Annotated in this window: 26 protein-coding genes; 13 read left to right on the forward strand and 13 right to left on the reverse strand. The window is 69.4% G+C overall.

The features are described 5' to 3' along the window. Positions 1-86: 86 nt before the first annotated feature. Together ACWPQI_RS01165 and ACWPQI_RS01170 are read right to left on the reverse strand one after the other, a co-directional pair. Positions 87-557, reverse strand: a complete 471-nt coding sequence (locus ACWPQI_RS01165) for a DUF6325 family protein (protein WP_010596004.1) — start codon at positions 555-557, stop codon at positions 87-89. A gap of 306 nt (positions 558-863) precedes the next feature. Beyond that, positions 864-2,099 carry a cation:proton antiporter gene (locus ACWPQI_RS01170; RefSeq protein WP_040271489.1) on the reverse strand — a complete coding sequence of 412 codons (1,236 nt, stop codon included), beginning with the start codon at positions 2,097-2,099 and terminating at the stop codon, positions 864-866. Between the two features lie 335 nt (positions 2,100-2,434). Here ACWPQI_RS01170 and ACWPQI_RS01175 point away from each other — a divergent pair, with 335 nt between their 5' ends. Then, entirely contained in the window at positions 2,435-4,789 is a 2,355-nt protein-coding gene (locus ACWPQI_RS01175) for an arylsulfatase (protein WP_040271438.1), read from the forward strand. 354 nt (positions 4,790-5,143) lie between these two features. On the opposite strand, the gene ACWPQI_RS01180 is transcribed toward ACWPQI_RS01175, so the two are convergent. Continuing rightward, positions 5,144-5,557 (reverse strand): SHOCT domain-containing protein, encoded by a 414-nt coding sequence (locus ACWPQI_RS01180; RefSeq protein ID WP_010596007.1) that lies wholly within the window; start codon positions 5,555-5,557, stop codon positions 5,144-5,146. A 242-nt stretch (positions 5,558-5,799) separates the two neighbouring features. On the opposite strand from ACWPQI_RS01180, the gene ACWPQI_RS01185 reads away from it, so the two are divergent. The 5 genes from ACWPQI_RS01185 to ACWPQI_RS01205 all read left to right on the forward strand — a co-directional run bounded on the left by ACWPQI_RS01185 (position 5,800) and on the right by ACWPQI_RS01205 (position 10,258). Then, complete coding sequence (locus tag ACWPQI_RS01185; protein ID WP_010596008.1) at positions 5,800-6,417, forward strand: Rv1733c family protein; 618 nt, start codon at positions 5,800-5,802, stop codon at positions 6,415-6,417. Positions 6,418-6,493: 76 nt separating this feature from the next. Then, positions 6,494-6,721, forward strand: a complete 228-nt coding sequence (locus ACWPQI_RS01190; RefSeq protein ID WP_010596009.1) for a hypothetical protein — start codon at positions 6,494-6,496, stop codon at positions 6,719-6,721. A 71-nt stretch (positions 6,722-6,792) separates the two neighbouring features. Beyond that, entirely contained in the window at positions 6,793-7,254 is a 462-nt protein-coding gene (locus ACWPQI_RS01195) for a DUF7144 family membrane protein (protein WP_010596010.1), read from the forward strand. Positions 7,255-7,385: 131 nt separating this feature from the next. After that, complete coding sequence (locus tag ACWPQI_RS01200) at positions 7,386-8,903, forward strand: hypothetical protein (RefSeq protein WP_010596011.1); 1,518 nt, start codon at positions 7,386-7,388, stop codon at positions 8,901-8,903. Further along, entirely contained in the window at positions 8,900-10,258 is a 1,359-nt protein-coding gene (locus ACWPQI_RS01205; protein ID WP_040271444.1) for a diacylglycerol/lipid kinase family protein, read from the forward strand. Before ACWPQI_RS01200 ends, ACWPQI_RS01205 begins: the two co-directional genes overlap by 4 nt. Here ACWPQI_RS01205 and ACWPQI_RS01210 read toward each other — a convergent pair. From ACWPQI_RS01210 to ACWPQI_RS01225, 4 genes are all read right to left on the reverse strand, one after another. Continuing rightward, on the reverse strand, positions 10,222-11,880 hold the full coding sequence (locus tag ACWPQI_RS01210; RefSeq protein WP_017681537.1) for an MFS transporter: 1,659 nt from the start codon (positions 11,878-11,880) through the stop codon (positions 10,222-10,224). The genes ACWPQI_RS01205 and ACWPQI_RS01210 overlap by 37 nt on opposite strands. 120 nt (positions 11,881-12,000) lie before the next feature. Beyond that, positions 12,001-12,822, reverse strand: a complete 822-nt coding sequence (locus tag ACWPQI_RS01215) for a class II glutamine amidotransferase (protein ID WP_026137962.1) — start codon at positions 12,820-12,822, stop codon at positions 12,001-12,003. A gap of 59 nt (positions 12,823-12,881) precedes the next feature. Next, positions 12,882-13,640: an SDR family oxidoreductase gene (locus ACWPQI_RS01220; protein ID WP_304434261.1), complete on the reverse strand. Its 759-nt coding sequence runs from the start codon at positions 13,638-13,640 to the stop codon at positions 12,882-12,884. Continuing rightward, the gene (locus tag ACWPQI_RS01225; RefSeq protein ID WP_017681534.1) at positions 13,637-14,545 is read right to left on the reverse strand and encodes a slipin family protein; all 909 of its coding nucleotides are present in this window, start codon (positions 14,543-14,545) and stop codon (positions 13,637-13,639) included. The genes ACWPQI_RS01220 and ACWPQI_RS01225 overlap by 4 nt, the downstream gene beginning before the upstream one ends. Before the next feature lie 190 nt (positions 14,546-14,735). Between ACWPQI_RS01225 and ACWPQI_RS01230 the strand changes: the two genes are divergently transcribed. Together ACWPQI_RS01230 and ACWPQI_RS01235 are read left to right on the forward strand one after the other, a co-directional pair. Then, positions 14,736-15,110 (forward strand): glutaredoxin domain-containing protein, encoded by a 375-nt coding sequence (locus ACWPQI_RS01230; protein ID WP_010596017.1) that lies wholly within the window; start codon positions 14,736-14,738, stop codon positions 15,108-15,110. Beyond that, positions 15,110-15,742: a class I SAM-dependent methyltransferase gene (locus ACWPQI_RS01235; RefSeq protein WP_059174817.1), complete on the forward strand. Its 633-nt coding sequence runs from the start codon at positions 15,110-15,112 to the stop codon at positions 15,740-15,742. Before ACWPQI_RS01230 ends, ACWPQI_RS01235 begins: the two co-directional genes overlap by 1 nt. A 174-nt stretch (positions 15,743-15,916) precedes the next feature. On the opposite strand, the gene ACWPQI_RS01240 is transcribed toward ACWPQI_RS01235, so the two are convergent. Further along, the gene (locus tag ACWPQI_RS01240) at positions 15,917-16,219 is read right to left on the reverse strand and encodes a metal-sensitive transcriptional regulator (RefSeq protein WP_003939454.1); all 303 of its coding nucleotides are present in this window, start codon (positions 16,217-16,219) and stop codon (positions 15,917-15,919) included. 128 nt (positions 16,220-16,347) lie between these two features. On the opposite strand from ACWPQI_RS01240, the gene ACWPQI_RS01245 reads away from it, so the two are divergent. Both ACWPQI_RS01245 and ACWPQI_RS01250 read left to right on the forward strand, forming a co-directional pair. After that, a complete protein-coding gene (locus ACWPQI_RS01245; RefSeq protein WP_474738607.1) occupies positions 16,348-17,727 on the forward strand; it encodes an MBL fold metallo-hydrolase in 1,380 nt (459 codons plus the stop codon). Positions 17,728-17,905: 178 nt separating this feature from the next. Next, entirely contained in the window at positions 17,906-18,676 is a 771-nt protein-coding gene (locus ACWPQI_RS01250) for a thioesterase family protein (RefSeq protein WP_102031855.1), read from the forward strand. 37 nt (positions 18,677-18,713) lie between these two features. Here the strand turns inward: ACWPQI_RS01250 and ACWPQI_RS01255 are convergent, their stop codons facing one another. Next, positions 18,714-21,107, reverse strand: coding sequence for an ATP-binding cassette domain-containing protein (locus ACWPQI_RS01255; protein WP_474738608.1), 2,394 nt, complete (start codon positions 21,105-21,107; stop codon positions 18,714-18,716). 55 nt (positions 21,108-21,162) lie between these two features. Beyond that, entirely contained in the window at positions 21,163-21,612 is a 450-nt protein-coding gene (locus ACWPQI_RS01260) for a helix-turn-helix transcriptional regulator (protein ID WP_017681142.1), read from the reverse strand. Positions 21,613-21,792: 180 nt separating this feature from the next. Here ACWPQI_RS01260 and ACWPQI_RS01265 point away from each other — a divergent pair, with 180 nt between their 5' ends. Further along, positions 21,793-22,203, forward strand: coding sequence for a VOC family protein (locus ACWPQI_RS01265; RefSeq protein WP_017681143.1), 411 nt, complete (start codon positions 21,793-21,795; stop codon positions 22,201-22,203). A gap of 259 nt (positions 22,204-22,462) precedes the next feature. On the opposite strand, the gene ACWPQI_RS01270 is transcribed toward ACWPQI_RS01265, so the two are convergent. Beyond that, positions 22,463-23,377 carry a cation diffusion facilitator family transporter gene (locus ACWPQI_RS01270; protein ID WP_017681144.1) on the reverse strand — a complete coding sequence of 305 codons (915 nt, stop codon included), beginning with the start codon at positions 23,375-23,377 and terminating at the stop codon, positions 22,463-22,465. Positions 23,378-23,485: 108 nt separating this feature from the next. Then, positions 23,486-23,803 carry an integration host factor, actinobacterial type gene (gene mihF, locus ACWPQI_RS01275; protein WP_017681145.1) on the reverse strand — a complete coding sequence of 106 codons (318 nt, stop codon included), beginning with the start codon at positions 23,801-23,803 and terminating at the stop codon, positions 23,486-23,488. Between the two features lie 198 nt (positions 23,804-24,001). On the opposite strand from mihF, the gene ACWPQI_RS01280 reads away from it, so the two are divergent. Next, positions 24,002-24,592: a TetR/AcrR family transcriptional regulator gene (locus tag ACWPQI_RS01280; RefSeq protein WP_302070955.1), complete on the forward strand. Its 591-nt coding sequence runs from the start codon at positions 24,002-24,004 to the stop codon at positions 24,590-24,592. Between the two features lie 56 nt (positions 24,593-24,648). Here the strand turns inward: ACWPQI_RS01280 and ACWPQI_RS01285 are convergent, their stop codons facing one another. After that, entirely contained in the window at positions 24,649-25,428 is a 780-nt protein-coding gene (locus ACWPQI_RS01285; protein WP_048774109.1) for an acetoin reductase, read from the reverse strand. A 135-nt stretch (positions 25,429-25,563) separates the two neighbouring features. Here ACWPQI_RS01285 and ACWPQI_RS01290 point away from each other — a divergent pair, with 135 nt between their 5' ends. After that, a complete protein-coding gene (locus ACWPQI_RS01290; protein ID WP_040271453.1) occupies positions 25,564-26,235 on the forward strand; it encodes an IclR family transcriptional regulator in 672 nt (223 codons plus the stop codon). Positions 26,236-26,326 lie beyond the last annotated feature (91 nt).

Raw genomic sequence — 26,326 nt, forward strand, 5'->3', positions numbered from 1 at the left:
CCGTCGCAACGGTGGTGGCCGTACGTGCCACGGGTGCGGGTCCGATCACCGCGGCGCGACGCATGCGCCTGGCTGCGAGTGGCATGTCAATCTCCTTCTTGTTCGTCGGCCTCGATTGCGGCCAGCAGGGCCTGTACGGGAATGCGGCCGCTGGCCACCAGCTGTCCCCCGGCGCGGCGGATCGCCGACGCGAACGGTGCGGCCCACAGGTTCTCCCACACGAGCAAGGCCGCGGTGCTGCCGGGCTCTACGGCCGCGGCGACCGCCTCGACGTCCTCCTCGCTGAGCAGCATCGCCAGCTCGGCTTCGTAGGAGCGCAGCGCGCCGATCTCCGCTTCGTCCAGGTCGGCGAGCTCGAACGCTTCGAGCGATCCGTCGGTGTCCTTCTTCAGCAACAGCAGATCCAGGACGCGTACTGTTCCGCGTTCGACGAGTTCTTCGAGGGCGGGTGCGATCTCGCCCCTGAACCTGCTGCCCGGGAACTCCACTACGATCCAGTCCACCGGACCGAGTTCGTCGATGTCACTGTCGATTTGTCGTTCGACCTGTTCGGTCATCGCGTCGTCTCCTTTGCCGAGTTGTCGTCGATGGAGTGGCAAGGCCACGTACCCGTGGCGGGTTCCACGTCCGGTTCGGCGGCGTCCACGTGCCGCCTCGTCCCGGACGGCCGGCTTGTCGGAGAGTCCGATGACGACCTGGCAAGTCGGTCTGCCGGTGGGTTCTACGCAATCGACGGTAGACCTGATGGCCGCGCCCGGAAAGGAGCTCGGTGAAGACCGCTCGATCCGGTGACCTACGGCGCCTGAAATGGACCCGAGCAGGACAGATCGGATATTCCGGACGCATATCCGGTGCCGCGGCGTCTACGCCTCGTGTGCCGGCTTCCGTTCGGGTCGGGGGTGGCGGCGGAACCATGCGGCGTACCGGTCGGCGAGGGGGGCGGCGGTGACTCCGTGGGCGAGGACCGACAGGCCTACGGTGACGACAGCGGTGAGCAGTAGCAGGTCTTCGTGGGGCAGGGTACCGGGTTCTTCGAGAATCAGGATGACGAAGACGATGGTGGCCAGTCCGCGGGGGCCGAACCAGCCGAGGAAGGCGAGGGTGGGGGCGCGGGCATGGGTGCCGAGCAGCGACAGTGTGACGGGGACCATGCGCACGACGGTCAGGCTCAGCGTGGCGTAGGCGAGTACCGGCCACGACAGGTGTTCGAGGGCCGGCCCGAGCAACACCGCCCCGAAGACGATGAACGTCACGGCGTTGAACACATCCCCGGCCTCGTCGATCAGTTGGGAGACCTCCTCGTCGGCGCGGTGCCGGATCGTCCCGAAGGTCAGCCCGCCGACGAACGCGGCGATGAATCCCGAGCCGCCGAGGGGCACGGCGGCGGTGTAGGCCAGCGTGGCGGCGGCCACCGGCACGATCTGAACCCACAGGGGGTCGATCGTGCGGTGCCGGCCGGCGAGGATCAGTACCGCCGCCGCGACCGCTCCGGCACCTACCCCGGCGACGATGCCGTAGCCGATCTGCTCGGTGACCAACCGTACGGCTGCACCGCCACCGATTGCCCCGGACTCGGCACGTGCGATCGCCAGCACGATCAGGAACAGCGGTACGCAGATGCCGTCATTGAGGCCGCTTTCGACGTTGAGTCCCTGGCGCACCCGCGTCGGCAGGATCGGCAGGGTGACCACCGCCTGTCCGAGAGCGGCGTCGGTGGGCGCGAGGAGAACGGCGAGCAGCAGCGCCTCGGGCCAGGAGAGGTCGCCCAGGACGAGTACCGCGGCGGCGAAGCCGGCCGTGATGGTCAGCGGTAGTCCTATACCGAGAAGGCGTGCAGGAAGCGAGATCTCGGACCGTAGAGCAGTCGGGTCCACACCAGCGGCGTCGGAGAACAGCACGAGGGCAAGGGTGACCTCGGCGAGCAGTTTCACTGTTTCGCTGGTGGCCTCGACGTCGATCAGCCCGGCAGCCTGTGCGCCCAGCACGAGGCCGCCGACGGTGAAGACCATCGGAGCCGTGACGGAGGTGCCCGCGACCCGTCCGGAGATCGCCGCGAAGACGAGCAAGATGCCGGCGATCGCCGGGAGTGCCCAGGTCACGATGCCCCCTCCGGGGGTGGAGGGCGGTGGCGGGGTGCGCCGGTCGGCCATCGGCGTCCGCGCGGCAGAACGAGAGCTGCCACGCCCGACCACAGTGGAACTTCCGGGAACACCAAGATGATCCACATCATGAGTCGGGCCCTTCTCGCCTCGCCGCGTCGGAGTTCCGGGACAGGCGCGACCGGAGGGGCGGCGTCGTCATATTCTGCCGAATCCGAGACATCATGCGATGAGACTTCGCCGGATCGTGCCGTTTGCATGTCTGGTGATTCGGCTGGTCGGTACGCTCGAGATGCCGGAGGACGACAGGTCTGCTCGAGATCGGGAGCGTTGCCATGGCAAGAACCCACCACGGAAAGATCGCGGTCGACATTCGTGATTCCGTCCCTGATTGGGCGCCGTATCTGCCCGCCCAGGCACCCGAGAACGCCCCGAACGTCCTGATCATCGCCTGGGACGACGTCGGGTACGGCAGTATGGACATCTTCGGCGGTCCGATCGAGACCCCGACGATGCGGCGGATCGCGGACCGCGGCGTGAAGTACTCGAACTTCCACACCACCGCGCTGTGTTCCCCGACCCGCGCGTCGCTGCTGACCGGACGCAACGCGACGACCAACGGAATGGCGACCATCGCCGAATTGAGCTCCGGATTCCCCGGCATCAGCACCCACATTCCGTCCGAGAACGGGTTCGTCTCGGAGGTCCTGGCCGAGCGGGGATGGAACACCTACTGCGTCGGCAAGTGGCATCTGACGCCGGGGGAAGAAATGAACATGTCGGCGGTCAAGTCCCGGTGGCCGCTGGGCCGCGGATTCGAGCGCTTCTACGGATTCCTCGGCGGCGAATCCAGCAGTTGGTACCCCGATCTGGTCTACGACAATCACCCGATCGACGCCCCCGGAACGCCCGAGGACGGCTACCACCTGTCCAAGGACCTTGCGGACAAGGCGATCGGGTTCATCCGTGACGCCAAGACCATCGACCCCGACAAGCCGTTCTTCATGTACCTGGCCCCGCAGGCCGGGCACGCCCCGCACCACGTGTTCACCGAATGGGCCGACCGGTACAAGGGCAGGTTCGACCAGGGCTACGAGGCCATCCGCGTCGAGATCCTGCAGCGGCAGAAGGACCTCGGGTTGTTGCCTGAGAACACCGAGCTGTCACCGATCAATCCGCACGGGGAGCCGGCCACCACCGGGCCCGACGGTCAGCCGTGGCCGCTGCTCGACACCGTCCGGCCCTGGGACTCGCTCACCGCCGACGAGCAACGCCTGTTCGTCCGGATGGCCGAGGTCTTCGCCGGTTACATCTCCTACACGGACGACCAGCTCGGCCGGGTGATCGACATGCTCGACGCGAGCGGCGAGCTCGACAACACCCTCGTCGTCGTGGTTTCCGACAACGGTGCCAGCGGGGAAGGCGGACCCAACGGATCGTTCAACGAATGGCGCTTCTTCAACGGGATCCCCGACACCACCGAAACCACCCTGCCGCACCTCGACGAGCTGGGCACACCGGTGTCGTACAACCACTACAACACCGGCTGGGCGTGGGCCTTCGACACCCCGTTTCCGTACTGGAAGCGCTGGGCCGGCTACGAAGGCGGAGTCGCCGACATGTGCGTGGTCTCGTGGCCGGCGCGGATCGAGGCCTCGGCCGAACCTCGCTCGCAGTACGTCCATGCCGTCGACGTCGTCCCGACGATCTACGAGCTGCTCGGCATCACCCCACCCGCGGTTCTGAAGGGATACACCCAGAGCCCCCTCGAAGGAGAGAGCTTCGCGGCCTCGCTGACCGATCCCACAGCACCGGGCAAGGACGTGCAGTTCTACACGATGCTGGGGCAGCGTTCGCTGTATCACGAAGGGTGGCTCGTCTGTTCCGTGCATCCGCCCCTGTCCGGGTGGGGGCACTTCGACAAGGACGTGTGGGAGCTGTACCACCTCGCGGAGGACCGGGCGCAACTGCACAACCTCGCAGACGCCGAACCCGAGCGGCTGGAAGCTCTGAAGAGCCTGTGGTTCTACTACGCGGGTCGTCACCACGGGCTACCGCTGGACGATCGCAGCGCCCTCGAACAGGTGCTCGCCGAACGTCCCCACCCGGGCAAGAAGCGCGACCACTATGTCTACTATCCGGACTGCGCGGACGTCCCGGAGGCGGCCGGCGTCGCCATCACCGGTCGGTCCTACACGATCGTCGCCGGTGTGCACGTGGACTCGGCCGCTGCCGAGGGAGTCCTGTACGCCCACGGCGGTCTGGCCGGTGGTCACAGCTTGTACGTCAAGGACGGTCGTCTGCGCTATGCCTTCAACTGGGTCGGCACGCACCTGCAGACCGTGGTCGCCGACCGGGACCTGACCCTCGGCGCTCACGTGTGCACCGCCGAATTCGCCGTATCGGGGAAGAACACCGATCCGGCAATGCCGGGTTTCGCCGGCACCCTGACTCTCTATGTCGACGATCAGCAGGTGGCCTCCGATGAGATCGTCACCCAGCCGGGGGCGTTCTGCCTCGTCGGTGACGGCATCTGCGTCGGGCGCGACAGCGCCTCGCCGGTCACCCCGGACTACGTGTCCCCGTTCCGCTTCACCGGGGGCACGATCGACAAGGTTGTCGTCGACGTCTCCGGCGAACGCTACGTCGACCACGAGGCGCAGGTGCGGGCCTGGTTCTCGATCGATTGACCCGCGTTGCTCAGCGACCGCGCACGATGCAGTAAAGCGCGATGAGGCAGGGGAACCCGATGAGGCAGGTGGACCTTTCCGTGCTTTCCCCTTGCCTGGCTGCGGGCCGATAGCGCCGGCAGTCGGTGCGCAGAGGTGTGATCCGCCCTCGAGGACCCGCCGGGGTGGGTGTCGGCACCGTCGTCCGTTCTCGCACGTTGCCGGTGATGTCCTCGGGGCAGAAGTCCTCCGACCCCATCCGGAAGGCCCCGCCCGGAACCACCTCATGTCGTTCGGTGCGCGGCCTACTGGTTGCCTGCTTCGAGCATCTCGGAACCGGATCGCCCGTCCTCGCGATGCCGTGCAGGACCTCTCCTACCGGACCTGCATGCCCGCCTGTCCAGCGGATGTCCGTCCCAGCGCCGTGGCCTTGAGTTGCTCGAACTCGGCTTCGGTGATCACTCCCGAGTCGTACAGAGCCTTCGCATCGGCGATGTGCTCGGCCGGGGACTTGCCGGCCACCTGCCGGATGTACTCGTCGGTGGCCTGCTTGGTCTCCTGCTGGGCGCGCATCGACCGCTCCGCCATGCCGCGGCCCCGGGCGATCAGATAGACGAAGGCTGTCAGGTACGGCAAGAGGACCAGCCCGATCACCCAGAGGGTCTTGGCGAAGCCGGACACGGTGTGATCGCGGAACAGGTCGACCAAGATCTGGAACAGCACGATCAGGTAGGCCACGAAGGCGAAGACGATGATCGTGTACCACACGTAATCCCAGAACGAATCCATGATGTGCACCTCTCTGTGTGCGGACCCCGGGTGGGGCGGAGCTCCCGACGACCCGGGCGACTCACATCGAGAATGACACCGCGACCGGCCTCTCCCCAGGGGACAAAGACCCTCGATCTCACCGCCGGGCGGAGGCCCCGGCTCCTTCTCGCGACCACCCGAATCGAGCGGTGACCTTGTGCTCTACACCACCGGCCGTCGGCGGCGGAACACTGTAGTCGAGCAACTGCAGGAGTATCGAGATGAACGCAGAGCAGCCCCTGGCCCTCCGGTTGTGGCGCCGCGCTCCGTGGAGCGGCAATCCCCTGATGCGACGATCCGAGCGAGTGGAATCCGCCCTCGTCCTGGCCGTGGCACTGTTCGTGCTCGTCCTGATTCCGTTCGCCGCCGCCTACGGGACGGCGACCTACGCCCGGATCGGCCAACTGGCGATGCAGGAGCATCAGCAACGGCACCAGGTGGCGGCGGTCCTTCTCGAGGAACCGGCACCTGCGCGAGCCGACGCCCTGACAGACACCGCGACACGGGGTCCGGGCGACCCGGACCGAGCGACGGCGCGGTGGACGACCGAGACCGGTGAAACACGCACGGGCAGGGTGGAGGTGCCCTTCGGTGCGAAACCCGGCGAGACGATCGACATCTGGATCGACTCGAACGGTGATCCCGTCGCCGCGCCCAGAACAGGCTCGGACGGCGTCGTAGCCGGTGTCGTTGCCGCGCTCACGGTGTGGGGGATGGGCTCCGGTGTCGCGCTGCTGCTCCTCTACGGAGTGCACCGGGCCGGTGCGAAGCGGAGGATCTCGGCCCTGGATCGGGAGTGGAACGACGTCGGAAGGAGCCCGGGATGGTCGATGGGTTGACCGTCGGGATGCCGGTCGGCGCGAAGCGGCATTCTCGATCTTCTTGCCGGGTAAGATCTTGCGTCGGGAGGCCCGGATGAGCGACTGGGTGTGCCGGCTGATGATGCCGAAGGATTTCGGCGACAGTCCGGCTCAACTGCATCTGGTGCTCCGTGACGATCTCACGGACGCGGAGGTGCTCGCCCGCGTCCTCGGCCTGGTTCACGAGTTCTACGGTCCCCGTGTGCAGGTCGACGATCTGAGGCCCGAGTCCTGGGCGCAGACCCGAGTCGGGTCCCGGCTCCGAAGCTCACCCGCCGGCTGAGGAACGGAGGCGATACGACGGGTCGTTTCACCGCAGATCACCGAGCCGGATCTCAGGAAAGGGGACGGGTCGTGTCCGAGGATGTGCGTGTCGGGCAGGGCAGTGCGAGCCACGGCAGCGTGAGCCGGGGCAGTACCGCCGAAAGGAGCGTCGGACAGAAGATCGCGACGGGCACTTCGGTCGGTGCCGCCGTCGTTCTCGCCACCGTGGGAATTCTGCAACTGCTGCAGGGCGTCGCGGCGGTCGCGGAGGGCGAACTGTTCGTGGTGGGACAGAAATACACCTTCGAGTTCGATCTCACCACATGGGGTTGGATCCACATCGTCACCGGTGCCGTCCTCATCGTGGTAGGTGCTGCCCTCCTCACCGGGGCCACCTGGGGCCGGGTCGCGGCGATCGTCGTCGCGGCCCTGTCGATCCTGCTCAACTTCATGTGGTTGCCGTACTACCCGTGGTGGTCGATTCTGATCATCGCTCTCGACGTGGTGGTCATCTGGGCGGTATCGACCTGGAATCCACGGCTGGACTACTAGGTTCGCGTGAAGGCCGGACCGAGGTGATCGACCCCGGGCCGTCCACCGATCGGCGGAATATCAAAGGGTGCAGAGGTTTCGATCCCCCTGGAGCGCTTCGTCCGCCGCCGTGTCACACCGAGTGGAATGAGATGACGATGGACAGCGAGCCTACGCGCAGCGGCACGGGCACCGCTCCGCTCGACACCGCCGAACGGGCCGAGCTCGAGCGGTTGCGGGCCGAGGTGGCCGCGCTGCGGGCGCGGACGGAGGCCGCGCCCGAGGCGCCCCCGCCGTCGCCCCCGCCCGTGTCGCGTCCGCCGCGGCACGCGTTGCGCTGGACTGCGGTGGCGATCCTGACCGTGCTGGTCGCTCTGCTGGCGATCACGTCGGTGACGGCGCGGTTCGTCCGCAGCGAAATCCTCGACACGGATCGGTACGTCACCACGGTGGCCCCGCTCGGTTCCGATCCCGCGGTGCAGACCGAGATCGCGGGCACGGTCACCGACGAGATCTTCGCGCGGGTCGATGTCGAAGGCCTCACGTCCGACGCGCTGACCGCCCTGACCGATGCCGTTCCGGCGACCGCGGACGCGCCGCGCGTGGACCGGGCGGTGGAGGGCCTCGCGCCGGTGATCGCCGGGCAGGCACGCAACTTCGTGTACGAGACGGTGCTGTCGCTGGTGCAGACCGACCAGTTCGAGGATCTGTGGATCCAGGCCAACCGAGCCGCGCACACCGGTCTGGTGGCAGTCGTCACCGGTGAGGGCGGGCCGTCCTCGGTGACGGTGGACGAGAGCGGCACGGTCAGCATCTCCCTCGGCACGATCATCGACAACGTCAAGGCTCGTCTGTTGGACCGGGGATTCTCCTTCGCCGAGAAGATCCCGGACATCGACAAGCAGTTCGTGCTGTTCCAGTCGCCGGAACTGATCAAGGCGCAACGGGCGGTCAGCGCCCTGAACACGGCGTCGGATGTGCTGCCGTGGCTCACGATCGCCGCCGCGGTGGCCGCGGTGGCCGTTGCTCCGCCCGGCCGTCGCCGTCGTGCCCTGGCGTTCGTCGGGACGGCACTGCTCGTGGGGATGCTGATCCTCGCGATCGCGCTGATCGTCGCCCGGTCCCTCTACCTCGGCGACATTCCTCCGGACGTGCTGTCCCCGGACGCCGCCTCGGCGATCGCCGACACGGTGCTGGTGCCGCTGCGGACCGCGCTGCGGGCGGTGGCGGTCCTCGGCCTGGTGATCGCGGTCGGGGCGTACCTGACCGGGGGATCGGCCTCCGCGGCAGCCGTCCGTCGCGGATTCGGGCGAGGCATGGACGCGGTGCAGCGGTCCCGTAAGCCGCGGCCACCGAACCAGGTGGAAGCCGGGGCCTACCGGGCGCGGACCGCGTTGCGGCTGGCGATCATCGGCGTCGCCGCGCTGATGCTGATGTTCTGGCGGTACCCGACCGGTCTCGTGGTCGTGTGGATCGTTCTCGGTGCCCTGCTGGCGTTGCTCGCGCTCGAGGTGCTGATCCGGCCGGCCCGGGCCTGGGAAGAGCCGGCGGGGGACGTGACGTCGGCACCTCCGACGGGCGCATCTCCGACGGGCGCATCTCCGACGGGCGAACAGCCGGCGGGCGAGCAGCCGACGGAGAAGCTGCCGGGCTCGAAGACCGGGTCGTGAACCCGGTGGACGCCGCTCCCGGCGACCAGGTACCGGCTTCGCGCCGATGGTGGGCGCGGGCGGCATTCGTCGCCGTCCTCTGCGCTGCCGTCGTGCCGGTGGTCGTCGCGGGCCTGCGCGGCGCTGTTGCACTCCTGGTGGCGAGCGTGGCGGTGGCAGCGGTGACGGTCGCGGCCCTGTACTGGTTCCTCGCGACCCGGGGGCTGGCGCGTGCGCTGTCACTGGGCCTGGCTGTGGTCGCACCTCTCGCCCTGCCCGTGCTGTTCGTGCGGGAGGGCGTGCTGTGGGTCGCGCTGGTGTCGGTCGCGCTGGTGCTGCTCGCGCTGCTGTGCGCGCGGGCGGCCCTGCGACGGGGCTCGGAACAGGGGATGCCCGAGTACCCCGCCCCGCCGGTCCACCGCCCGTTCCTGGTGATGAACCCCCGTTCGGGGGGCGGCAAGGTCGTGAAGTTCGATCTGCAACGCAAGGCCGAAGAACTCGGCGCCGAGGTGGCACTGCTCGCCGGGCCGGGTCCCGTCGACGTCGAGGCCCTGGCCCGGCAGGCGGTGGAGCGGGGCGCCGACCTGCTCGGTGTCGCCGGAGGCGACGGCACCCAGGCCCTGGTGGCGGCGATCGCGGCCGAGCACGGACTGCCGTTCCTGGTGATCAGCGCCGGCACGCGGAACCACTTCGCGCTGGATCTGGGCCTGGACCGGGAGGACCCGGCCGCGGGCCTGGACGCGCTGCGGGACGGGGTGGAACTGCGCGTCGATCTCGGCAGGATCGGCGGACGGGTGTTCGTCAACAACGCCTCGTTCGGCGTCTACGCCGACGTGGTGCAGAGCCCGGAATACCGGGACGACAAGACCGGGACGGCGCTGCGGATGATGCCCGACCTGCTCGCCCGCGACAGCGCGACCCGGCTGCGGGCCCGCATCGACGGTGACACGACGGTGGAGGGCGCGCAGGCCGTCCTGGTGAGCAACGACCCGTACGCGACCGACGACCTCGCGGGGCTGGGACGCCGGCCCCGTCTGGACCGCGGCGTGCTCGGAGTGGTGGCGATCTCGGTGGCCGGCGCCGGGCAGGCGGTCGACCTGCTGCGCCGCACGCGCAGCCGGGGTCTGGTGCAGCGCGCGGCCACCGAGGTGGTCGTCGATGCGGACGCCCCGGAGATACCGGTCGGGGTGGACGGGGAAGCGTTGATGCTGCCCACGCCCGTGCGATGCACCGTCGAGCCGCAGGCGCTCCGCGTGCGGGTGCCCCGGCACCGTCCGGGAGCCCTGGTCTCGGCACCGACCTGGGACTGGGTGCGGCTCCGGGACCTGGCCTTCCGGCCTCAGCGCTCGTCGTCGGTCTCGTCGGGCCTGCGCTGACCTTCCCCGGGCCGGGTGCCCACCGGCACGCGCGGCAGCGATCCGGTGCCGAACAGGGCAGCGACGGCGAGCAGGGCCGTGACGGCGAAGGCCACCTGCAGCGCCTCGAGCCGCGCGTCCGAGTTGACCTCGACGATCGCATCCGCGGTGCTCTCGTCCACCCCGGCGTCGGCCAGGGCATCCTCGAGCTGGGTGTCGGACAGGAACGGCACCCCGGCAGCCATGTCCGTGGTGGCCTGCTGCTGCACCGATTCCGGTACCGCCGGGTTGTTCTCGATGCCGGCGATGACGGAGGTGGTCAGGGTGGCGATGAGGATCGACCCGATCAGGGCGGTTCCCAGGGACGCGCCGAGATTGGTCGCCGTGTTCTGCAGACCGCCGACCTCGGCACTCTGCGAGTCCGGCACCGCGGACACCGTGACCGCACCGAGCTGGGAGGCCAGCGCACCCAGGCCGAGACCCATCAGCAGCATCGGGATCGACACGACCGCCGCGTTGGCGCCGGGGTCCATTCCGCCCACGAGGAGGAGGATGCCGGCGGCCATGATGCCGAGGCCGACCCGGACGACGAGCCGGGGATTCGCCTGGGGTCGCAGCTTGGGGATGCCGACGGCCGCCAGGACCAGAGCGATCGACAGGGGGAGGATCCGCACACCCGTCTCGAGCGCACTGAGTTCGAGGACCACCGACAGGAACAGGGGGACGGAGAAGAACACCCCGGCCTGGATGAGGAATTGGGCGAAGAACATGCCCAGCCCGCCGGAGAGCTGGCTGTTCCTCAGCAGCGCGGGGTCGACCAGCGGTTCGCCGCCCGTCTTCGCCAGGTACGTCTCCCGGCGCAGGAACAGGTAGAGCACGAGCAGGCCGCCGAGGAGCAACCAGATGACGGGGGACAGTCCCAGGATTGCCGGTCCGCCGGGTTTGGTCTGGATCCAGCCCCATTCGCTCGAGCGCAGCACGCCGTAGACGAACATTCCCAGGCCGACGACCGACAGGAGCGAGCCGACGAGGTCGAGCCGGATCCGCTGCGCTGGAATGTCTTCCACGCGGCGCAGCGTGAGCAGGATCAGGACGACGAGGACGACCTCGCCGAAGAAGACGTAGCGCCAGGACGCGAACGTGGTCACCGCCCCGCCGAGCAGCGGCCCCACCGCGACTGCCGCGGCACCTGCGGCGGCCACCAGTCCGTAGGCGGCGGGTCGGCGTTCGGCGGGGAAGTTCGCCGCGACCAGGGAGACGATCGCGGGCATGATCAGGGCGGCGCCGATGCCCTCGAGCAGGGACCAGCCGATGAGCAGGACGGTGAGATTCGGGGCGATGCCGGTGACGAACGAGCCGGCACCGTAGATGATCAGGCCGAGCCCGAACGCACGGCGCCGGCCGAGAATGGTGCCGACCTTGCCGCCGGTGATCATCAGGGTGGCCATCACCAGCGTGTAGAGGGTGATGGCGGTCTGGATGCCGGTGATGGTGGTGTTCACGTCCGCGGCCACGGTCGCCATCGACACGTTCATCACGGAGCTGTCGAGGGTCATCAGGAACTGACTCGAGGCCAGTACCGCGAGCACCAGCGCGGAACCCGAGGCCGTCGCCGGCCCCTTCTGTGAACTCTCGAGACTCATGGCATGGACCTCTCGGGGCCGTCCTCCGGCATTGCTGGGTTCACAAAGGGCTGGTTCACGCAGGTTCGACCTTCGCATGCTGCCCTCGCGCGGCTACAGGGCACAAGGTCCCCCTCTCGGCTACACCGGCTCGAGCGGCCGGAACGGCCGGATGTCGTTGCCGGCGGGGCCGACCACGGCGGCCGAGGACTCGGGCATCTCGTTCCAGGCGCCCGGCAGATCGCGGAGCGGTTCGGACACGACGAACCGGGTGTCGATGCCCAGGCGATGGAACATCTCCACCTCGGGGTGCAGCTCGCGGAGCTTGGCGACCTCGGTGGAGTAGAACAGAGACCGGGTCCGGCCCTCTGTGGAGTAGCGGAACACCCAGATCGTGTCGCCGGCCGTGGTGGCCACGGTCATCTGGACGGGGTCGTCGATCCCGCGGTCGCGGGCGACCTTCTCGACCATCCCGACTGCCCGGCCGACCGCGGTGAACGGGTCGTCCCGGAGACCGAACGTGAGGGCGAGGAAGAACAGCACCTCGGAGTCCGTGGTGCCCGCGACGTCCGGATACAGCGACGGATCCACGGCCATCATCAGTTCTCGTTTGATCTCCCGGAAACCGAGGATCTCGCCGTTGTGCATCCACAGCCACTCCCCGTGCCGGAACGGGTGGCAGTTGCTGCGCTGCACCTGCGTGCCGGTCGAGGCGCGCACGTGTGCGAACAGCAGTGGGGTGCGGATCTGCCCGGCGATCTCCCGCAGGTTGTGGTTGTTCCACGCCGGATCGATGCTCTTGAACAGGGCCGGTTCGGAACCTATTCCGTACCAGCCGATTCCGAATCCGTCACCGTTGGTCGTGGTGGCTCCGAGATGGGAGTGCAGGCTCTGGTCGATGAGTGAATGCTCGGGCTTGAACAGCAGGTCCTCCACGAGGATCGGCTCGCCCGAGTAGGCCATCCATCTGCACACCCGGCCATTGAATCACCCCACCGACGCCGGTGCACTCGTTTCCCGAGCTACTGCGCTGCAGGGACATCCGTCGTCCCGAGGTTCAGCACCGTGCCGGTGGTGGCGCCGCCGTCGACGAGGAATTCGGAGCCGGTCGAGTAGGTGGCCTCGGTGACGACGAACCGCACCATCCGGGCCACCTCCTCGGGACTGCCGAAACGGGGGATCGGCTGAGTGGCGGCGATGCCGCGGTCCATCCCCGCCGTCATGGGGGTGTCGATGGGTCCGGGGTGCACCGAGCACACCCGGACCCCGTCGGGGGCGAACTCGAGCGCGGCGGTCTTCGTCAGGCCGCGCAGGGCCCATTTGCCGGCCACGTACGCGCCGAGGCCGGCGTAGCCGATGAGTCCCGCCGTGGAGGAGACGTTGACGACGACTGCGCGCCCGCGACGCAGGGCCGGGCCGGCGACGTGCATTCCCAGCCAGGCTCCGACGAGGTCGACCTGCAGCACGTGTTCGAACTCCGCTCGGGTCTGGTCCTCGATGGTGCCGACGGACAGGATGCCGGCGTTGTTGATCAGCGCCCGCAGCGGGCCGATGGATTCGGCCACGGCGACCGCCTCCGACCATTGCGCTTCGTCGGTCACGTCGAGGTGCACGAATTTCGAGCCGTCGCCGAGTGTCGCGGCGTGGCGGGTGCCTTCGTCGTCGAGCACGTCGGCGACGACGACGCCGGCGCCTTCGCGGGCGAGGATCGTGGCGACGGCGGCGCCGATGCCGCGACTGCCGCCCGTGACAATGACCGATCCGCCGTCGAGTTCCGTCATGGCGCCAACCCCTCGTGCCTCTCGTGTGCCGATACCGTGGGTGCCGGGGTTCCGTTTCCGGTGAACTCGGGTCCCGGCGATTCCGTCTGTCGTGTGCGGCCCGCGAGGCCTCCCGGCGCGGCCGTGTCCGTGACAGCGGTGGTTTCGCGTTCGAGGAATGCCTTCAGTTCGGCGATGGCGCTCATCATCGGGGCCGGGAACACCACGGTGGTGTTCTTCTCCACCCCCAGTTCCACCAAGGTCTGCAGGTTGCGCAACTGCAGGGCGAGCGGGTGGGCCATCATCGTGTCGGACGCCTGCCCTAGGGCGGTCGCGGCGATCGACTCACCCTCGGCGGCGATGATCTTGGCCCGCTTCTCCCGTTCCGCCTCGGCCTGCCGCGCCATGGCCCGCTTCATACTGTCGGGCAACTGGATGTCCTTCAGTTCCACCAGCGTCACCTCGACACCCCATTCCAGAGTGGACACGTCGAGGAACTCACGGATGTTCGCGTTGATCACATTCGTTTCGGACAGTGCCTCGTCGAGCGTGTGCCGGCCGACGACCCTGCGCAGCGTGGTCTGGGCGATCTGATCGATAGCCGCCGCCACGTTCTCGATCGCGACGACGGATTTCACGGCGTCGATGACGCGAAAGTACGCCACAGCAGAGATGTCGACACTGACGTTGTCGCGGGTGATGATGCCTTGGGACTGGATCGGCATCGTCACGATCCGCAGGGACACCTTCGTCAACCGGTCGACGAGAGGGATGATCAGATGCAGTCCGGGTTCCCTGACGCCGATGAGCCGGCCGAACCGGAACAGCACGCCCTTCTCGTACTGGGTCACCACGTGCACTGCCTGCGACAGGACGAACAGCGCCACCACCAGGAGCACACCGGTCAGAACGACCCACGTGGCCACGGCTTCTCCTTCCGCATCGCCTCGCGGCTGTGGTTCCACGGTCCACCCCTCGGGCGTCGCCGGAAAGGGTCGAAGGTCACCGTGCCGGGGAACGGCGCCGGCCGCGCGGCGCAGCGCCGGGCGGCCGGTACAGTGAGGTCGTATACCCCTCTGGGTATATGGACGAGACGTAGGCGGAAGGAGAAACCGGATGACATTGCCCGACTTCGTCGACGGAGTCGAGGTGTTGTGGCGGCCCGGGTGTCCGTTCTGCTCGCGCCTGCGCCGGGGCCTGCACAGGCGCGGCATCGAGGTCGTCGAGACCGACATCTGGCAGGACCGGGCCGCCGCCGCGCGGATCCGGGCAGTGAGCGGCGGCGACGAGATCGTGCCGACGGTCTTCGTCGGACCGGTCGCGCTCGTCAATCCCTCTGTGCAAGAAGTTGAATCGGCGATCGAGCGGCATCTCCCCGGCCGGGTGGGCGAGCTGATCGGGCCTCGGCCGCGGACGGTGTGGTCCCGACTCGCCGATACGGTCCGCGGCCGGCCGGCCGCGCCCCCCTCCCGACGATCGAAGGAGTCGTAGTGCCCGAACATCTACAGGACGAAGAACTCTGGGACGAGCGCTACCGTTCCCGTCCCGCGCTGTGGAGCGGTGAGCCCAATCGTCACCTCGTGGGGGAGGTGGCCGGCCTCTCGCCCGGACTCGCCCTCGACGTCGGGTGCGGCGAAGGCGCGGACGCCATCTGGCTCGCGCAGCGCGGCTGGCGAGTCGACGGTGTGGACGTCTCCGGCGTCGCCCTGCAACGCGCCGCCGAGCACGCGGACCGGGCCGGCGCCGAGGTCGCCGGCCGCATCTCGTGGCTGCACGAGAACCTGACCGCCTGGGACCCGGGCCGAGGGCGATACGACCTGGTCTCCGCGCAGTACATGCACCTGCCCTCGCCGGAACGTGACGTCCTCTTCCGTCGGCTGGGGGAGGCGGTCGCCCCCGGCGGCACCCTCCTGATCGTCGGGCATCACCCCTCCGACCTGCAGACCACCGTGCCGCGTCCGCCGCGACCCGAGTTGTTCTTCACGGGGGCGGACGTCGTGGCGCTGCTCGATCCCGACGGCTGGGACGTCGTCACCGATGCCGCCGTCGCGCGGGAGGTCACCGACCCGGACGGACGCGTCGTCACCGTGCACGACACCGTGGTCGGGGCCCGACGGCGCTGATCGCGGCGCGAACGTCGTCACCCGGGGGGAGCTCCCAGAGTCGCTGGGCGGGTAGCCCTCAGAGTCGCTGGGCGGTAGCCCTCAGGGTCACTGGGCGGTAGCCCTCAGGGTCACTGGGCGGTAGCCCTCAGGGTCGCTGGGCGGGTAGCCCTCAGGGTCGCCGGGCGGTAGCCCTCAGGCCAGTGCGAGGAAGAGGCGCTCGAGCTGTTCCTCGGTGAGCCGGTCGGGGCACGTGTCGTCCTCCTCGTCGAGCATGCACCGACGAAGCTGTGCGGCAACGATCTTGAAGCCGGCGCGGTCGAGCGCCCGGGAGACGGCGGCGAGCTGGGTCACCACGTCCCGGCACTCGCGGCCGGACTCGAGCATGGCGATGACGCCCGCGAGCTGCCCCTGGGCGCGGCGCAGCCGATGCAGCACCTGGGTATCGGCTTCGGGGGTGACGGCGGTCCGGGCGACGGGGGCGGCAGGAGTGTTCATGGTTGTGCTTCCGGTCGGGGGGAGCGGGGTTCGCTTGGATACCCCATGGGGTACTTGACATACCCTAGGGGGTATGTGGCAGGGTTGTCCACATCGAGGACGAAATCGACTCATACGGAGGAACCACGATGATTCTCGAGCAGTACTACATCGAGTGCCTGTCGCACGCGTCGTACCTGATCGGTGACGAGGGCACCGGCCGGGCGATCGTGGTCGATCCGCGCCGGGACGTCACCGAGTACCTCGACGACGCGCGCAGGCACGGGCTGAGCATCGAGGGTGTGATCAACACCCATTTCCACGCCGACTTCGTCTCCGGGCACCTCGAGCTGCTCGAGGCGACCGGGGCGTGGATCGGGTTCGGCGAGGCCGCCGAGGCGGACTACCCGATCCGCCGGCTGCGCGACGGCGAGCACCTCTCGCTCGGGGAGGTGGACCTCGAGATCCTGTCCACCCCGGGGCACACCTGGGAGTCGATCTCGGTGCTGGTGCGCGAGCATCCGGGCGCGACCCCGACGGCGGTGCTGACCGGGGATTCGCTGTTCATCGGGGATGTGGGCCGGCCGGATCTGGTGAACCTGGGGGATTCGTCGACCGAGGACCTGGCCCGGGCGATGTACCACACGGTGCACGAGAAGCTGCTGACCCTGCCCGATCAGGTCACCGTGATGCCCGCGCACGGCGCCGGCTCGTCGTGCGGGAAGAACCTGTCGGCGGAGCTGACCTCGACGATCGGGGAGCAGCGGGTGAGCAACCCGTCGGTGCAGCCGATGAGCGAGGAGGCGTTCGTCGCGCTGGTCACCGAGGGCCAGCCCGCGGCGCCGTCGTACTTCTCGGTCGATGCCGGGTTGAACAAGAGCCTGCATCCGCTGCTCGATCAGGGCCGGGCCATCCCGGCGCTGAGCCCGGAGCGGGTGCGCGCGGAGCTGGCCGCCGGGACCCGGGTGCTCGATGCGCGCAGCGTGGACGAGTTCGCGGCGGGGCATCTGCGCGGGTCGGTCAACGTCGGGTTCGACGGGCGGTTCGCCGAGACCGGCGGCATGGTCGCCGAGGTGGGGGAGCCGATCGTGTTGATCACCTATCCGGGCGAGGAGCAGGACGCGGCGGTGCGGCTGGCCCGGATCGGGTCGGACAACGCGCTGGGGTATCTGACGGTCGATCACGACGGGGTGTTCCCGGCGGAGCTGGCGGAGCTGGTGCAGAGCGCGCCGCGCACCACCGTCGCCGAGCTCGACGAGATGCTCGCCGCCGATGCGGTGGCGTTGGTCGACATCCGCAATCCGGGGGAGCGGGAGTTCGGGACGATTCCGGGGGCGGTGCCGATTCCGTTGGCGCAGCTGCGGGCGCGGCTCGAGCAGGTGCCCACCGGCAAGCCGATCGTGGTGCACTGTGCCGGCGGGTGGCGGTCGAGTGTGGCCGCGTCGCTGCTGCGGGCGCAGGGCTTCGAGAACGTGTCGGACCTGCTCGGCGGGTACAACGCCTGGGCCGAGGCCCACGTCCCCGCCTGACCGCGGTACCTCCGCAATTCACGGCAGCCCGCCCCCTGGTCGACCAGGGGGCGGGCTGCCGTCGTCCTATCAGGCACCGTCCTATCAGGCACCGTCCTGCTCGGCACCGTCCGGTCCGCGGAGGAGCGTGCCCGCCTGGGATCATGCCTGGACGAGTCCCCGACCTCTGGAGCAGCAGATGGCCTACTTCGAACGGATCGGTCCGGCCGCGTTCCGGCCGACCCATCACGTCGGCGGCGCCTGGAACCCGCAGGAGCAGCACATCGCGCCCGCGCTGGGGCTGCTGGTCCACGCCGTCGAATGCGACCGGGATGCCCGCCGCGACGACGGACTGGTCGTCGCCCGCCTGTCCTACGACATCCTCGGCACCGTCCCGGTCGACACGGTCGAGACCACCGTGACGGTCCTGCGTCCCGGGCGCACCATCGAGCTCGTCGAGGCCGTCCTCACGCACGACGGTCGCGCCGCGGTCCGGCTGCGGGCCTGGCTGATGCAACCTCGTCCCACCCCCGCGCTGGAGGCGACGTCGCTGCCGCGGATCGACCCGCCCGAGGCCATGGAGCCGTGGGACGCCTCGACGGTGTGGCCGGGCGGGTTCATCGCCTCCACCGAGGTCCGCCGCGCCCAGCTCGAGCCGGGCCGGGCGGCGTACTGGGTGCGCACGCCGCTGCCCCTGGTGCTCGACGAGAAGGTCAGCGCGCCGGCCGGTGTCGCCGGTCTGTTCGACATCGCCAACGGCATGACCGTGCGGGTGTCCCCGGAAGACGTCGCCTTCCCCAACGTCGACCTCACCGCCCACCTGTTCACCGAACCCCGCGGTGACTGGCTCGGCTTCGACACCACCGTCTCGTTCGGTCCCGACGGTCTCGGCCTGACGAGCAGCGTCCTCCACGACACCCGCGGTCCCGTGGGCACCGTGTCCCAGATCCTCACCGTCCGTCCCAACTGACCGTCGTGCCGGCGGGGCGCACGCGCGACGGACACGGTCAGGCGCCGACGTAGGCCGCGAGGTGCTCGCCGGTGAGGGTGGACCGCGCGGCGACGAGGTCGGCGGGGGTGCCCTCGAAGACGATCCGGCCACCGTCGTGGCCGGCGCCGGGACCGAGGTCGATGATCCAGTCGGCGTGCGCCATGACCGCCTGGTGGTGCTCGATGACGATGACGGACTTGCCGGCGTCGACCAATCCGTCGAGCAGCCCGAGCAGCTGCTCGACGTCGGCGAGGTGCAGACCGGTCGTCGGTTCGTCGAGGACGTAGACGCCGCCCTTCTCGGCCATCCGGGTCGCCAGCTTGAGCCGCTGGCGTTCACCGCCGGACAGCGTGCTCAGCGGTTGACCGAGGCTGAGGTAGCCGAGCCCCACGTCGGCGAGCCGCTGCAGGATCTTGTGCGCCGCCGGGATCCGTGTCTCGCCCGCGCCGAAGAACCCCTCGGCCTCGGCCACCGGCATCGCAAGCACGTCCGCGATGCTGCGCCCGCCGAACGTGAACTCCAGCACCGCCGCCTGGAACCGCTTCCCCTCGCATTCCTCGCAGGTGGATTCGACGGTGGCCATCACTCCCAGGTCGGTGTAGATGACCCCGGCGCCGTTGCACGCCGGGCACGCGCCCTCGGAGTTGGCGCTGAACAACGCCGGTTTCACGCCGTTGGCCTTCGCGAACGCCTTCCGGATCGGATCGAGCAGCCCGGTGTACGTCGCCGGATTGCTCCGCCGCGAACCCCTGATCGCCCCTTGGTCGACCGTGACCACGCCCTCGCGCCCGGCCACCGAACCGTCGATCAGCGAGCTCTTCCCGGAGCCCGCCACGCCGGTGAGGACGACCAGCACGCCGAGTGGGATGTCCACGTCGACGTTCTGCAGGTTGTGCGTGTCGGCGCCGCGCACCTCGAGCACACCCGACGGGGTCCGCACCGCGGGCTTCACCGATGCGCGGTCGTCCAGGTGCCGCCCGGTGAGCGTGCCACTGGTGCGCAGTCCCTCGACGGTGCCCTCGAACACCACCTCGCCACCGTCGGTGCCGGCGCCCGGTCCGAGGTCGACGACGTGGTCGGCGATCGCGATCGCCTCCGGCTTGTGCTCGACGACGAGCACGGTGTTGCCCTTGTCGCGCAGCTGCAGCAACAGGTCGTTCATCCGGGCGATGTCGTGCGGGTGCAGTCCGATGGTGGGCTCGTCGAAGACGTACGTGACGTCGGTGAGGGAGGAACCGAGATGTCGGATCATCTTGGTGCGCTGGGCTTCTCCGCCGGACAACGTGCCCGCCGGCCGGTCGAGGGAGAGGTAGCCCAACCCGATCTCCGCGAACGCGTCGAGAAGGTGCTGCAGCCCGGTCAGCAGCGGAGCCACCGACGGTTCGTCCAGGCTGCGGACCCAGTCGGCCAGGTCACTGATCTGCATGGCGCAGACGTCGGCGATGTTCCTGCCGCCGATCTTCGAGGACAGGGCCTCCTCGGCGAGCCGGGTGCCGCCGCAGGCGGGGCAGGTGGAGAAGGTCACGGCCCGTTCCACGAACGCCCGGATGTGCGGCTGGAGGGCATCGACGTCCTTGGACAGCATCGATTTCTGGATCTTCGGGATCAGCCCCTCGTACGTCAGGTTGATCCCGTCGACCTTGATCTTGGTCGGTTCCCTGTGGAGCAGGTCGTGCAGTTCCCGCTTGGTGTACTTGCGGATCGGCTTGCCCGGGTCGAAGAATCCGCAGCCCCGGTAGATCCGGCCGTACCAGCCGTCCATGCTGTACCCGGGAATCGTGAGTGCACCCTCGTCGAGCGAGAGGTTCTCGTCGTACAACGCGGACAGGTCGAAGTCGGTGACCGAGCCCATCCCCTCGCAGCGCGGGCACATGCCGCCGAGCCGGTGGAAGGTCGCCTTCTCGGTCTTCGTCTTGCCGGCGCCGCGCTCGACCGTGATCGCACCGCTGGCTTTCACCGAGGGGACGTTGAACGAGTACGCGTTGGGGGAACCGACGTGCGGTTGCCCCAACCGGCTGAAGAGGATGCGCAGCATCGCGTGCGCGTCGGTGGCGGTGCCGACGGTGGAGCGGGGATTGGAACCCATCCGCTCCTGGTCGACGATGATCGCCGTCGTCAGTCCTTCGAGCAGGTCGACGTCGGGACGCGCCAGGGTCGGCATGAAGCCCTGCACGAAGGCGCTGTAGGTCTCGTTGATCAGCCGTTGCGACTCCGCGGCGATCGTGCCGAACACCAGCGAGCTCTTGCCCGAGCCGGAGACGCCGGTGAACACCGTCAACCGGCGCTTCGGGATCTCGACGCTGACGTCGTGGAGGTTGTTCACCCGCGCACCGTGGACGCGAATCAGGTCGTGGCTGTCGGCAACGTGCGGCGCGTGCGACCGCGTGTCCGTCTTCGTGGCCATGCTCATCGGGTCTCCATCTGCCGGGAGGGGAAAGCTCGGGTCAACGGTGACGTCATGGCGGTCAGGCTAGTTGCGGCTCCGCGGCTCCCGCTTCTCGATTCCTGATCGGTCTGGTCACCGTCTTCGCGACACACGACGGCATCCCCGCCGCCGCGTGCGCCGCCTGACGCCGGTAGATGCTGGGTGGCACACCGACCAGCTCGGTGAAGCGGGTGCTGAAGGTGCCCAGCGACGAGCAGCCCACCGCGAAGCACACCTCGGTGACACTCAGATCGCCGCGACGCAGCAGTGCCATCGCGCGTTCGATGCGCCGCGTCATCAGGTACGCGTACGGCGACTCCCCGTACGCCGCCCGGAACTGCCGGCTGAGGTGCCCCGCCGACATGTGCACCCCGCGGGCGAGCGCCTCGACGTCCAGCGGCTGGGCGTACTCCCGGTCGATGCGGTCGCGGACGCGGCGCAGCCGCGCGAGATCGCGCAGCCGCTGCGCGTCAGCAGGTCCCCCGGTCACGTACGCGATCGTGCCACGTGGCAACGGAGTTGCCCAGCGCTTCCGGCGTGCCACGCGTGGACGGCGAGTTCGTCGACGAAGCGGTATCGGCCGCGCGACGGCGAGGAACGGACTCGCGCTCGGCGGATCGATCAGGAATCGAGAAGCGCGGGACACGGAGACGCTCCTAACCTGCTCGTCATGGACATCACCATTCACACGAGCTTCCTGCCGCACGACGACCCGGACGCCTCCCTCGCCTTCTACCGCGACGTCCTCGGCTTCGAGGTCCGCAACGACGTCGGGCAGGGCAAGATGCGCTGGATCACGGTGGGCCCCGCCGGTCAGCCCGACACGTCCATCCTCCTGGCGCCGCCGGCCGTCGACCCGGGCATCACCGACGACGAGCGCCGCACCATCGCCGAGATGATGGCCAAGGGCACCTACGGCTGGATCCTGCTGGCCACCCGGGATCTCGACGCCACGTTCGAGAAGGTGCAGGCCGGCGACACCGAGGTCGTCCAGGAGCCGACCGAGCAGCCGTACGGCATCCGCGACTGTGCCTTCCGCGACCCGGCGGGCAATCTGGTGCGGATCCAGGAGCTTCGCTGAGCCCTACGTCGGACACTGCCGCCGGCGGACGGCACACCGTCGACCGTTCCTCGCTGCCACCGGTGCCGCGGTGCACTCCCGGTGTCGCCGCGGCGCCGGCACGGTACTGACCTGCGTCACTTCTGGGTTGTGACGAGACATTCCGGACGGCAGTGGAATTCGGAACTCCGGCTCGGATGGGCTCGCGGGGTGTCCCGCGAGCACGGAGAATGCGGGAGCGTAAGACGACGGCAGCGGTCGCTGCACCTCCTACCCTGGGTCAGGCACTGCCCGGGCCGGCGGTTGCCGGTTCCACGTGGATGAAGGTCTCGGTGTGCGGCAGCACCGCGTCGATCGCCGCCTCGATGCGGTCGGCCATGTCGTGAGCGGTCCGCACGGTCCAGTCCCCGGGCACGGTCACGACGACGAACACCTGACGTTGCCGCCCGGATTCGACGGTACGCAGCGGCGCGAACTCGACCGGGCACTCGGCGCGGAACCGGTCCAGCACGGCATTGACCTGGTCCTGCTCGTGCTGGGGGAGGGCGGCGCTGAGGAGGCCGCTGACCGAGCCGCGCAGCAGCCGGTACCCGGTCCACAGGATGTTGACGCCCACGGCGAGCGCCACGATCGGGTCCAGGGGCTCCCAGCCGGTGACGGCGACCAGCGCGATGCCGACGATCACCCCGGCGGAGGTCCACACGTCGGTCAGCAGATGCTTGCCGTCCGCGACGAGTGTGATCGAGCGGTGCGTGCGTCCCACGCGCAGCAGGGTGAGGCCGACGCCGAGGTTGATCACCGAGGCGACGGTCGACAGTGCCAGTCCGAGCCCGGGCTGGACGAGCGGAACCGGGCTGATCAGGCGTTCGATCGCGGTCCAGATGATGGCGGTGGCGGCGACGAAGATCATCGCGCCCTCGACCAGGGCGGAGACGTACTCGGCCTTGCCGTGGCCGAAGTGGTGGCTCGCGTCCGGGGGGCGGGCCGCCACCCGCAGCGCGATCAGCGCCACCACCGCGGCGACGAGGTTGACACCCGATTCGAGGGCATCGGAGAGGAAGCCGACCGAGCCGGTCGACCACGCGGCGCTCGCCTTGAGGACGATGGTGACCACCGCGGCGGCCAGCGAGAGCAGCATGAAACGGAACAGCAGGCGGTCCTGCTGCTGTCGCGACTCGGGCACCGACGTCGTCATCCGACTCCTCCCGCTCGATCGGTCTCCGTGGTCGCGGAGCGCGTGGTCGGCGCGCCCGCGCAGGTGTTCCCGGGACGTGGGAACACCTGCGCCGGGCCGAACGACGGGTCAGGCGGCCGTCGTGGCGTCGAGCAGCGCCTGACGCTGGTTGGCGCCGAGGCCTCCGATGCGGCGGGTGTCCGGGATCGACAGCTGCTCGAGGAGCTTGGCGGCCTTGACCGCGCCGACGCCGGGCAGCGCCTTGATCAGGGCGGAGACCTTCGTCTTCTTCACGACCTCGTCGGTCTCGGCCTTCTCGAGCACGGCCGGGACGTCGATCTCTCCGGCCTTGACGGCGGCGAGCAGTTCGCTGCGGGCCTTGCGCACTTCGGCCGCCTTGGCGAGTGCGGCGGTGCGCTGTTCGTCGGTGAGAACGGGTGCTGGCATGACGGCCCCCTGTGTTGTCCGATGGTGAGCGGCCCCGGGCGAGGCTGCCGCGGCTGATGCTGCCAGGTCGGACCGACATCCGTCGGTTCGGCACGCGGAGACGGCCGTCTCGGGATTCGCGGGGCGGATCCGGCCGATTCGGGCACCCGCCCTGCGACTACGCTGTCAGCGGTTCACGACCGGCGGACGGAGTAGACGATGAGCGCGGCGAAGGCGGCTACGGTCGGGACCGGTAACGGCCGGCAGGCGATCCTCGACTCGGCGTTGCGGAACATGAACGAGCGCGGGTACCACGGCACCTCGATGCGCGACATCGCCCGCGACGCCGACATCACCGTCGCCTCGATCTACCACCACTTCAAGTCCAAGCAGGAGATTCTGCAGGACATCATGACCCGGGCGCTGCACGATGCGATCGCCATGACCCGTGGGGCGTTGCTGCGGGCGGGTGGTTTGCCGGACGCGCAGTTGCAGGCGCTGGTCCGGGCGTGGGTCATGTTCCACACCACCCGGCAGCTCGATGCGCTGGTGGGTGCGACGGAACTGCGCAGCCTGAACGAGGCCGGTCGCCGGCTCGCCGTCGCCGACCTCGATCCCGGCGCCCCGGCCGGCCACCTCCGCGGTCGCCTCGCCGAGTACAGGCCCCCGCACCGGATCGTGGTCAGTGGCGACATGCCCCGGACACCGGCCGGCACGCTGGTTCCGCGAGTTGCTCGGAGAGCTCGAACAGCTCGGCGCAGAGCTTCGGCGCCATCATGTGGTCGAGGAGCACCAGCAGGGGCACCGTGAGTGCCCGTACCGTTCTGGTCAACATGGGAATGTCCTTCCGGTGCCGCGGGTTCGGGTCACCGATAGACCAGGCCGCCGTCGATCAACCCGGACTGCCCGGTCATGTAGTCGGAGTCCGGGCCCGCCAGGTAGGAGACGTAGGCCGCGACGTCCTCCGGTGTCTGCGCCCGGCCGAGCGCGATGCCGCCGACGAACTTCTCGAACGTCGCCCCCTTCGGCGCCCCGGTCAGCGCCGAGAAGCGTTCGTCGATGGTGACCCACATGTCGGTGCCGACGACGCCGGGGCAGTAGGCGTTGACGGTGATCCCGTCGGAGGCGTACTCCTTGGCTGCCGCCTGCGTGAGCGCCCGGACGGCGAACTTGGTCGCGGAGTACACCCCGAGCATCGCGAAGCCCTCGTGACCGGCGATCGAGGACGCGTTGACGATCTTGCCGCCGTGCCCGCGCTCGCGGAACTTGGCGGCGGCGACCTGGATGCCCCACAGCACGCCTTCGACGTTGACCGCCATGATCCGCGACACCTCCTCGGGCGTCACGTCGGCGATCGGGTTGACCTGGGCGATGCCGGCGTTGTTGACGATGATGTCGAACCCGCCCAGTTCGGCCTCCGTCCGGTCGACGGCGGCCCGGATCTGCTCGCGGTCGGTCACATCGGCAACGACGGAGACCGCCTTCGAGCCGGCCGCCCGCACCTCGTCCTCGACCGCGGCGAGCTTGCCGCCGTCGACATCGAGCAGTGCGACGGCCGCACCGTCGGATGCCAGTCGCAGCGCGATCGCCCGTCCGATGCCCTGTCCAGCCCCGGTGACCAGCGCGACCTTGCCTTCGATGCTCATGCCGACTCCCGTTCGTAGTGATCTGTGTCACTCGAAGGCAATCAGTGCGGCACGCGGCGCTCAAGCGTTGCAATGCGCTGCATCGGGCGCGATGCCCGCGCCGGTAGGGTCGGATCCGGACGGACGGAGGAAGCCATGAGTACGCTGCAGACGCTCGATCGTGGTCTGCGCGCGCTCGACCTCATCTCCCGGTCACCCGCCGGAATCACGGTCGCGGACCTCGCCAAGGAGCTCGAGATCGCGCGGGCGATCTGCTACCGGATCGTCGCCACGCTCGAAACCCACTCGCTCGTCGTGCGGGCCGACGACGGCCGGATCCGGCTCGGCGCCGGTGCCGCCGTCCTTTCGTCGCGGTTCGTGCCGCAGTTCCAGCACGCGGCCGGCCCGGTGCTGCACGACCTGGCCGAGCGCACGCAGGCGACGGCCTTCGTCTCCGCCGCGCACGGGAACGAGTGCATCGTCATCCTCGTCGCGGAGCCGGAGGGAGCGCTCCTGCACGTGGGCTACCGGGTGGGCAACCGGCACCCGCTCGACCGCGGTGCGGCCGGGATCGCGATCCTCGCGCTGCGGCCCGAGGACGCCCGCGACCCCGACGCGGTGAAGCAGGCCCGGGAGCTCGGCTACAGCGTCACCCGTGGGCAGCTCGAACGCGGCGCCGTGGGTGTCGCTGCCGGGGTGCGCGCGCCCCGGGGGGCCGGTCTCGAATGCAGCGTCGGGGTGGTGGCCATCGCCGGTCTCGACGTCGACGCCGCGGCGCTCGCCGTCCAGGACGCGGCAGCGCGCCTGAGCGTTCTGCTCACCGACTGATACCCCCGCTGCCGGGCACGAGTCCGGGAATCGACGGTACTCCGGTGCACATCGAACGCGGGGCGGGAGAAAGAACGGCCGGGATGCCTTC

The sequence above is a fragment of the Rhodococcus sp. LMD genome, from assembly GCF_056108245.1.

What these genes read in the sequence shown, in the direction of transcription:
- ACWPQI_RS01165 (WP_010596004.1), bottom strand. Translation starts at nt 557, where the DNA reads ATGACCGAACAGGTCGAACGACAAATCGACAGTGACATCGACGAACTC.
- ACWPQI_RS01175 (WP_040271438.1), top strand. Translation starts at nt 2,435, where the DNA reads ATGGCAAGAACCCACCACGGAAAGATCGCGGTCGACATTCGTGATTCC.
- ACWPQI_RS01180 (WP_010596007.1), bottom strand. Translation starts at nt 5,557, where the DNA reads ATGGATTCGTTCTGGGATTACGTGTGGTACACGATCATCGTCTTCGCC.
- ACWPQI_RS01185 (WP_010596008.1), top strand. Translation starts at nt 5,800, where the DNA reads ATGAACGCAGAGCAGCCCCTGGCCCTCCGGTTGTGGCGCCGCGCTCCG.
- ACWPQI_RS01190 (WP_010596009.1), top strand. Translation starts at nt 6,494, where the DNA reads ATGAGCGACTGGGTGTGCCGGCTGATGATGCCGAAGGATTTCGGCGAC.
- ACWPQI_RS01200 (WP_010596011.1), top strand. Translation starts at nt 7,386, where the DNA reads ATGACGATGGACAGCGAGCCTACGCGCAGCGGCACGGGCACCGCTCCG.
- ACWPQI_RS01210 (WP_017681537.1), bottom strand. Translation starts at nt 11,880, where the DNA reads ATGAGTCTCGAGAGTTCACAGAAGGGGCCGGCGACGGCCTCGGGTTCC.
- ACWPQI_RS01215 (WP_026137962.1), bottom strand. Translation starts at nt 12,822, where the DNA reads ATGGCCTACTCGGGCGAGCCGATCCTCGTGGAGGACCTGCTGTTCAAG.
- ACWPQI_RS01220 (WP_304434261.1), bottom strand. Translation starts at nt 13,640, where the DNA reads ATGACGGAACTCGACGGCGGATCGGTCATTGTCACGGGCGGCAGTCGC.
- ACWPQI_RS01230 (WP_010596017.1), top strand. Translation starts at nt 14,736, where the DNA reads ATGACATTGCCCGACTTCGTCGACGGAGTCGAGGTGTTGTGGCGGCCC.
- ACWPQI_RS01240 (WP_003939454.1), bottom strand. Translation starts at nt 16,219, where the DNA reads ATGAACACTCCTGCCGCCCCCGTCGCCCGGACCGCCGTCACCCCCGAA.
- ACWPQI_RS01245 (WP_474738607.1), top strand. Translation starts at nt 16,348, where the DNA reads ATGATTCTCGAGCAGTACTACATCGAGTGCCTGTCGCACGCGTCGTAC.
- ACWPQI_RS01250 (WP_102031855.1), top strand. Translation starts at nt 17,906, where the DNA reads ATGGCCTACTTCGAACGGATCGGTCCGGCCGCGTTCCGGCCGACCCAT.
- ACWPQI_RS01255 (WP_474738608.1), bottom strand. Translation starts at nt 21,107, where the DNA reads ATGAGCATGGCCACGAAGACGGACACGCGGTCGCACGCGCCGCACGTT.
- ACWPQI_RS01265 (WP_017681143.1), top strand. Translation starts at nt 21,793, where the DNA reads ATGGACATCACCATTCACACGAGCTTCCTGCCGCACGACGACCCGGAC.
- ACWPQI_RS01270 (WP_017681144.1), bottom strand. Translation starts at nt 23,377, where the DNA reads ATGACGACGTCGGTGCCCGAGTCGCGACAGCAGCAGGACCGCCTGCTG.
- mihF (WP_017681145.1), bottom strand. Translation starts at nt 23,803, where the DNA reads ATGCCAGCACCCGTTCTCACCGACGAACAGCGCACCGCCGCACTCGCC.
- ACWPQI_RS01280 (WP_302070955.1), top strand. Translation starts at nt 24,002, where the DNA reads ATGAGCGCGGCGAAGGCGGCTACGGTCGGGACCGGTAACGGCCGGCAG.
- ACWPQI_RS01285 (WP_048774109.1), bottom strand. Translation starts at nt 25,428, where the DNA reads ATGAGCATCGAAGGCAAGGTCGCGCTGGTCACCGGGGCTGGACAGGGC.
- ACWPQI_RS01290 (WP_040271453.1), top strand. Translation starts at nt 25,564, where the DNA reads ATGAGTACGCTGCAGACGCTCGATCGTGGTCTGCGCGCGCTCGACCTC.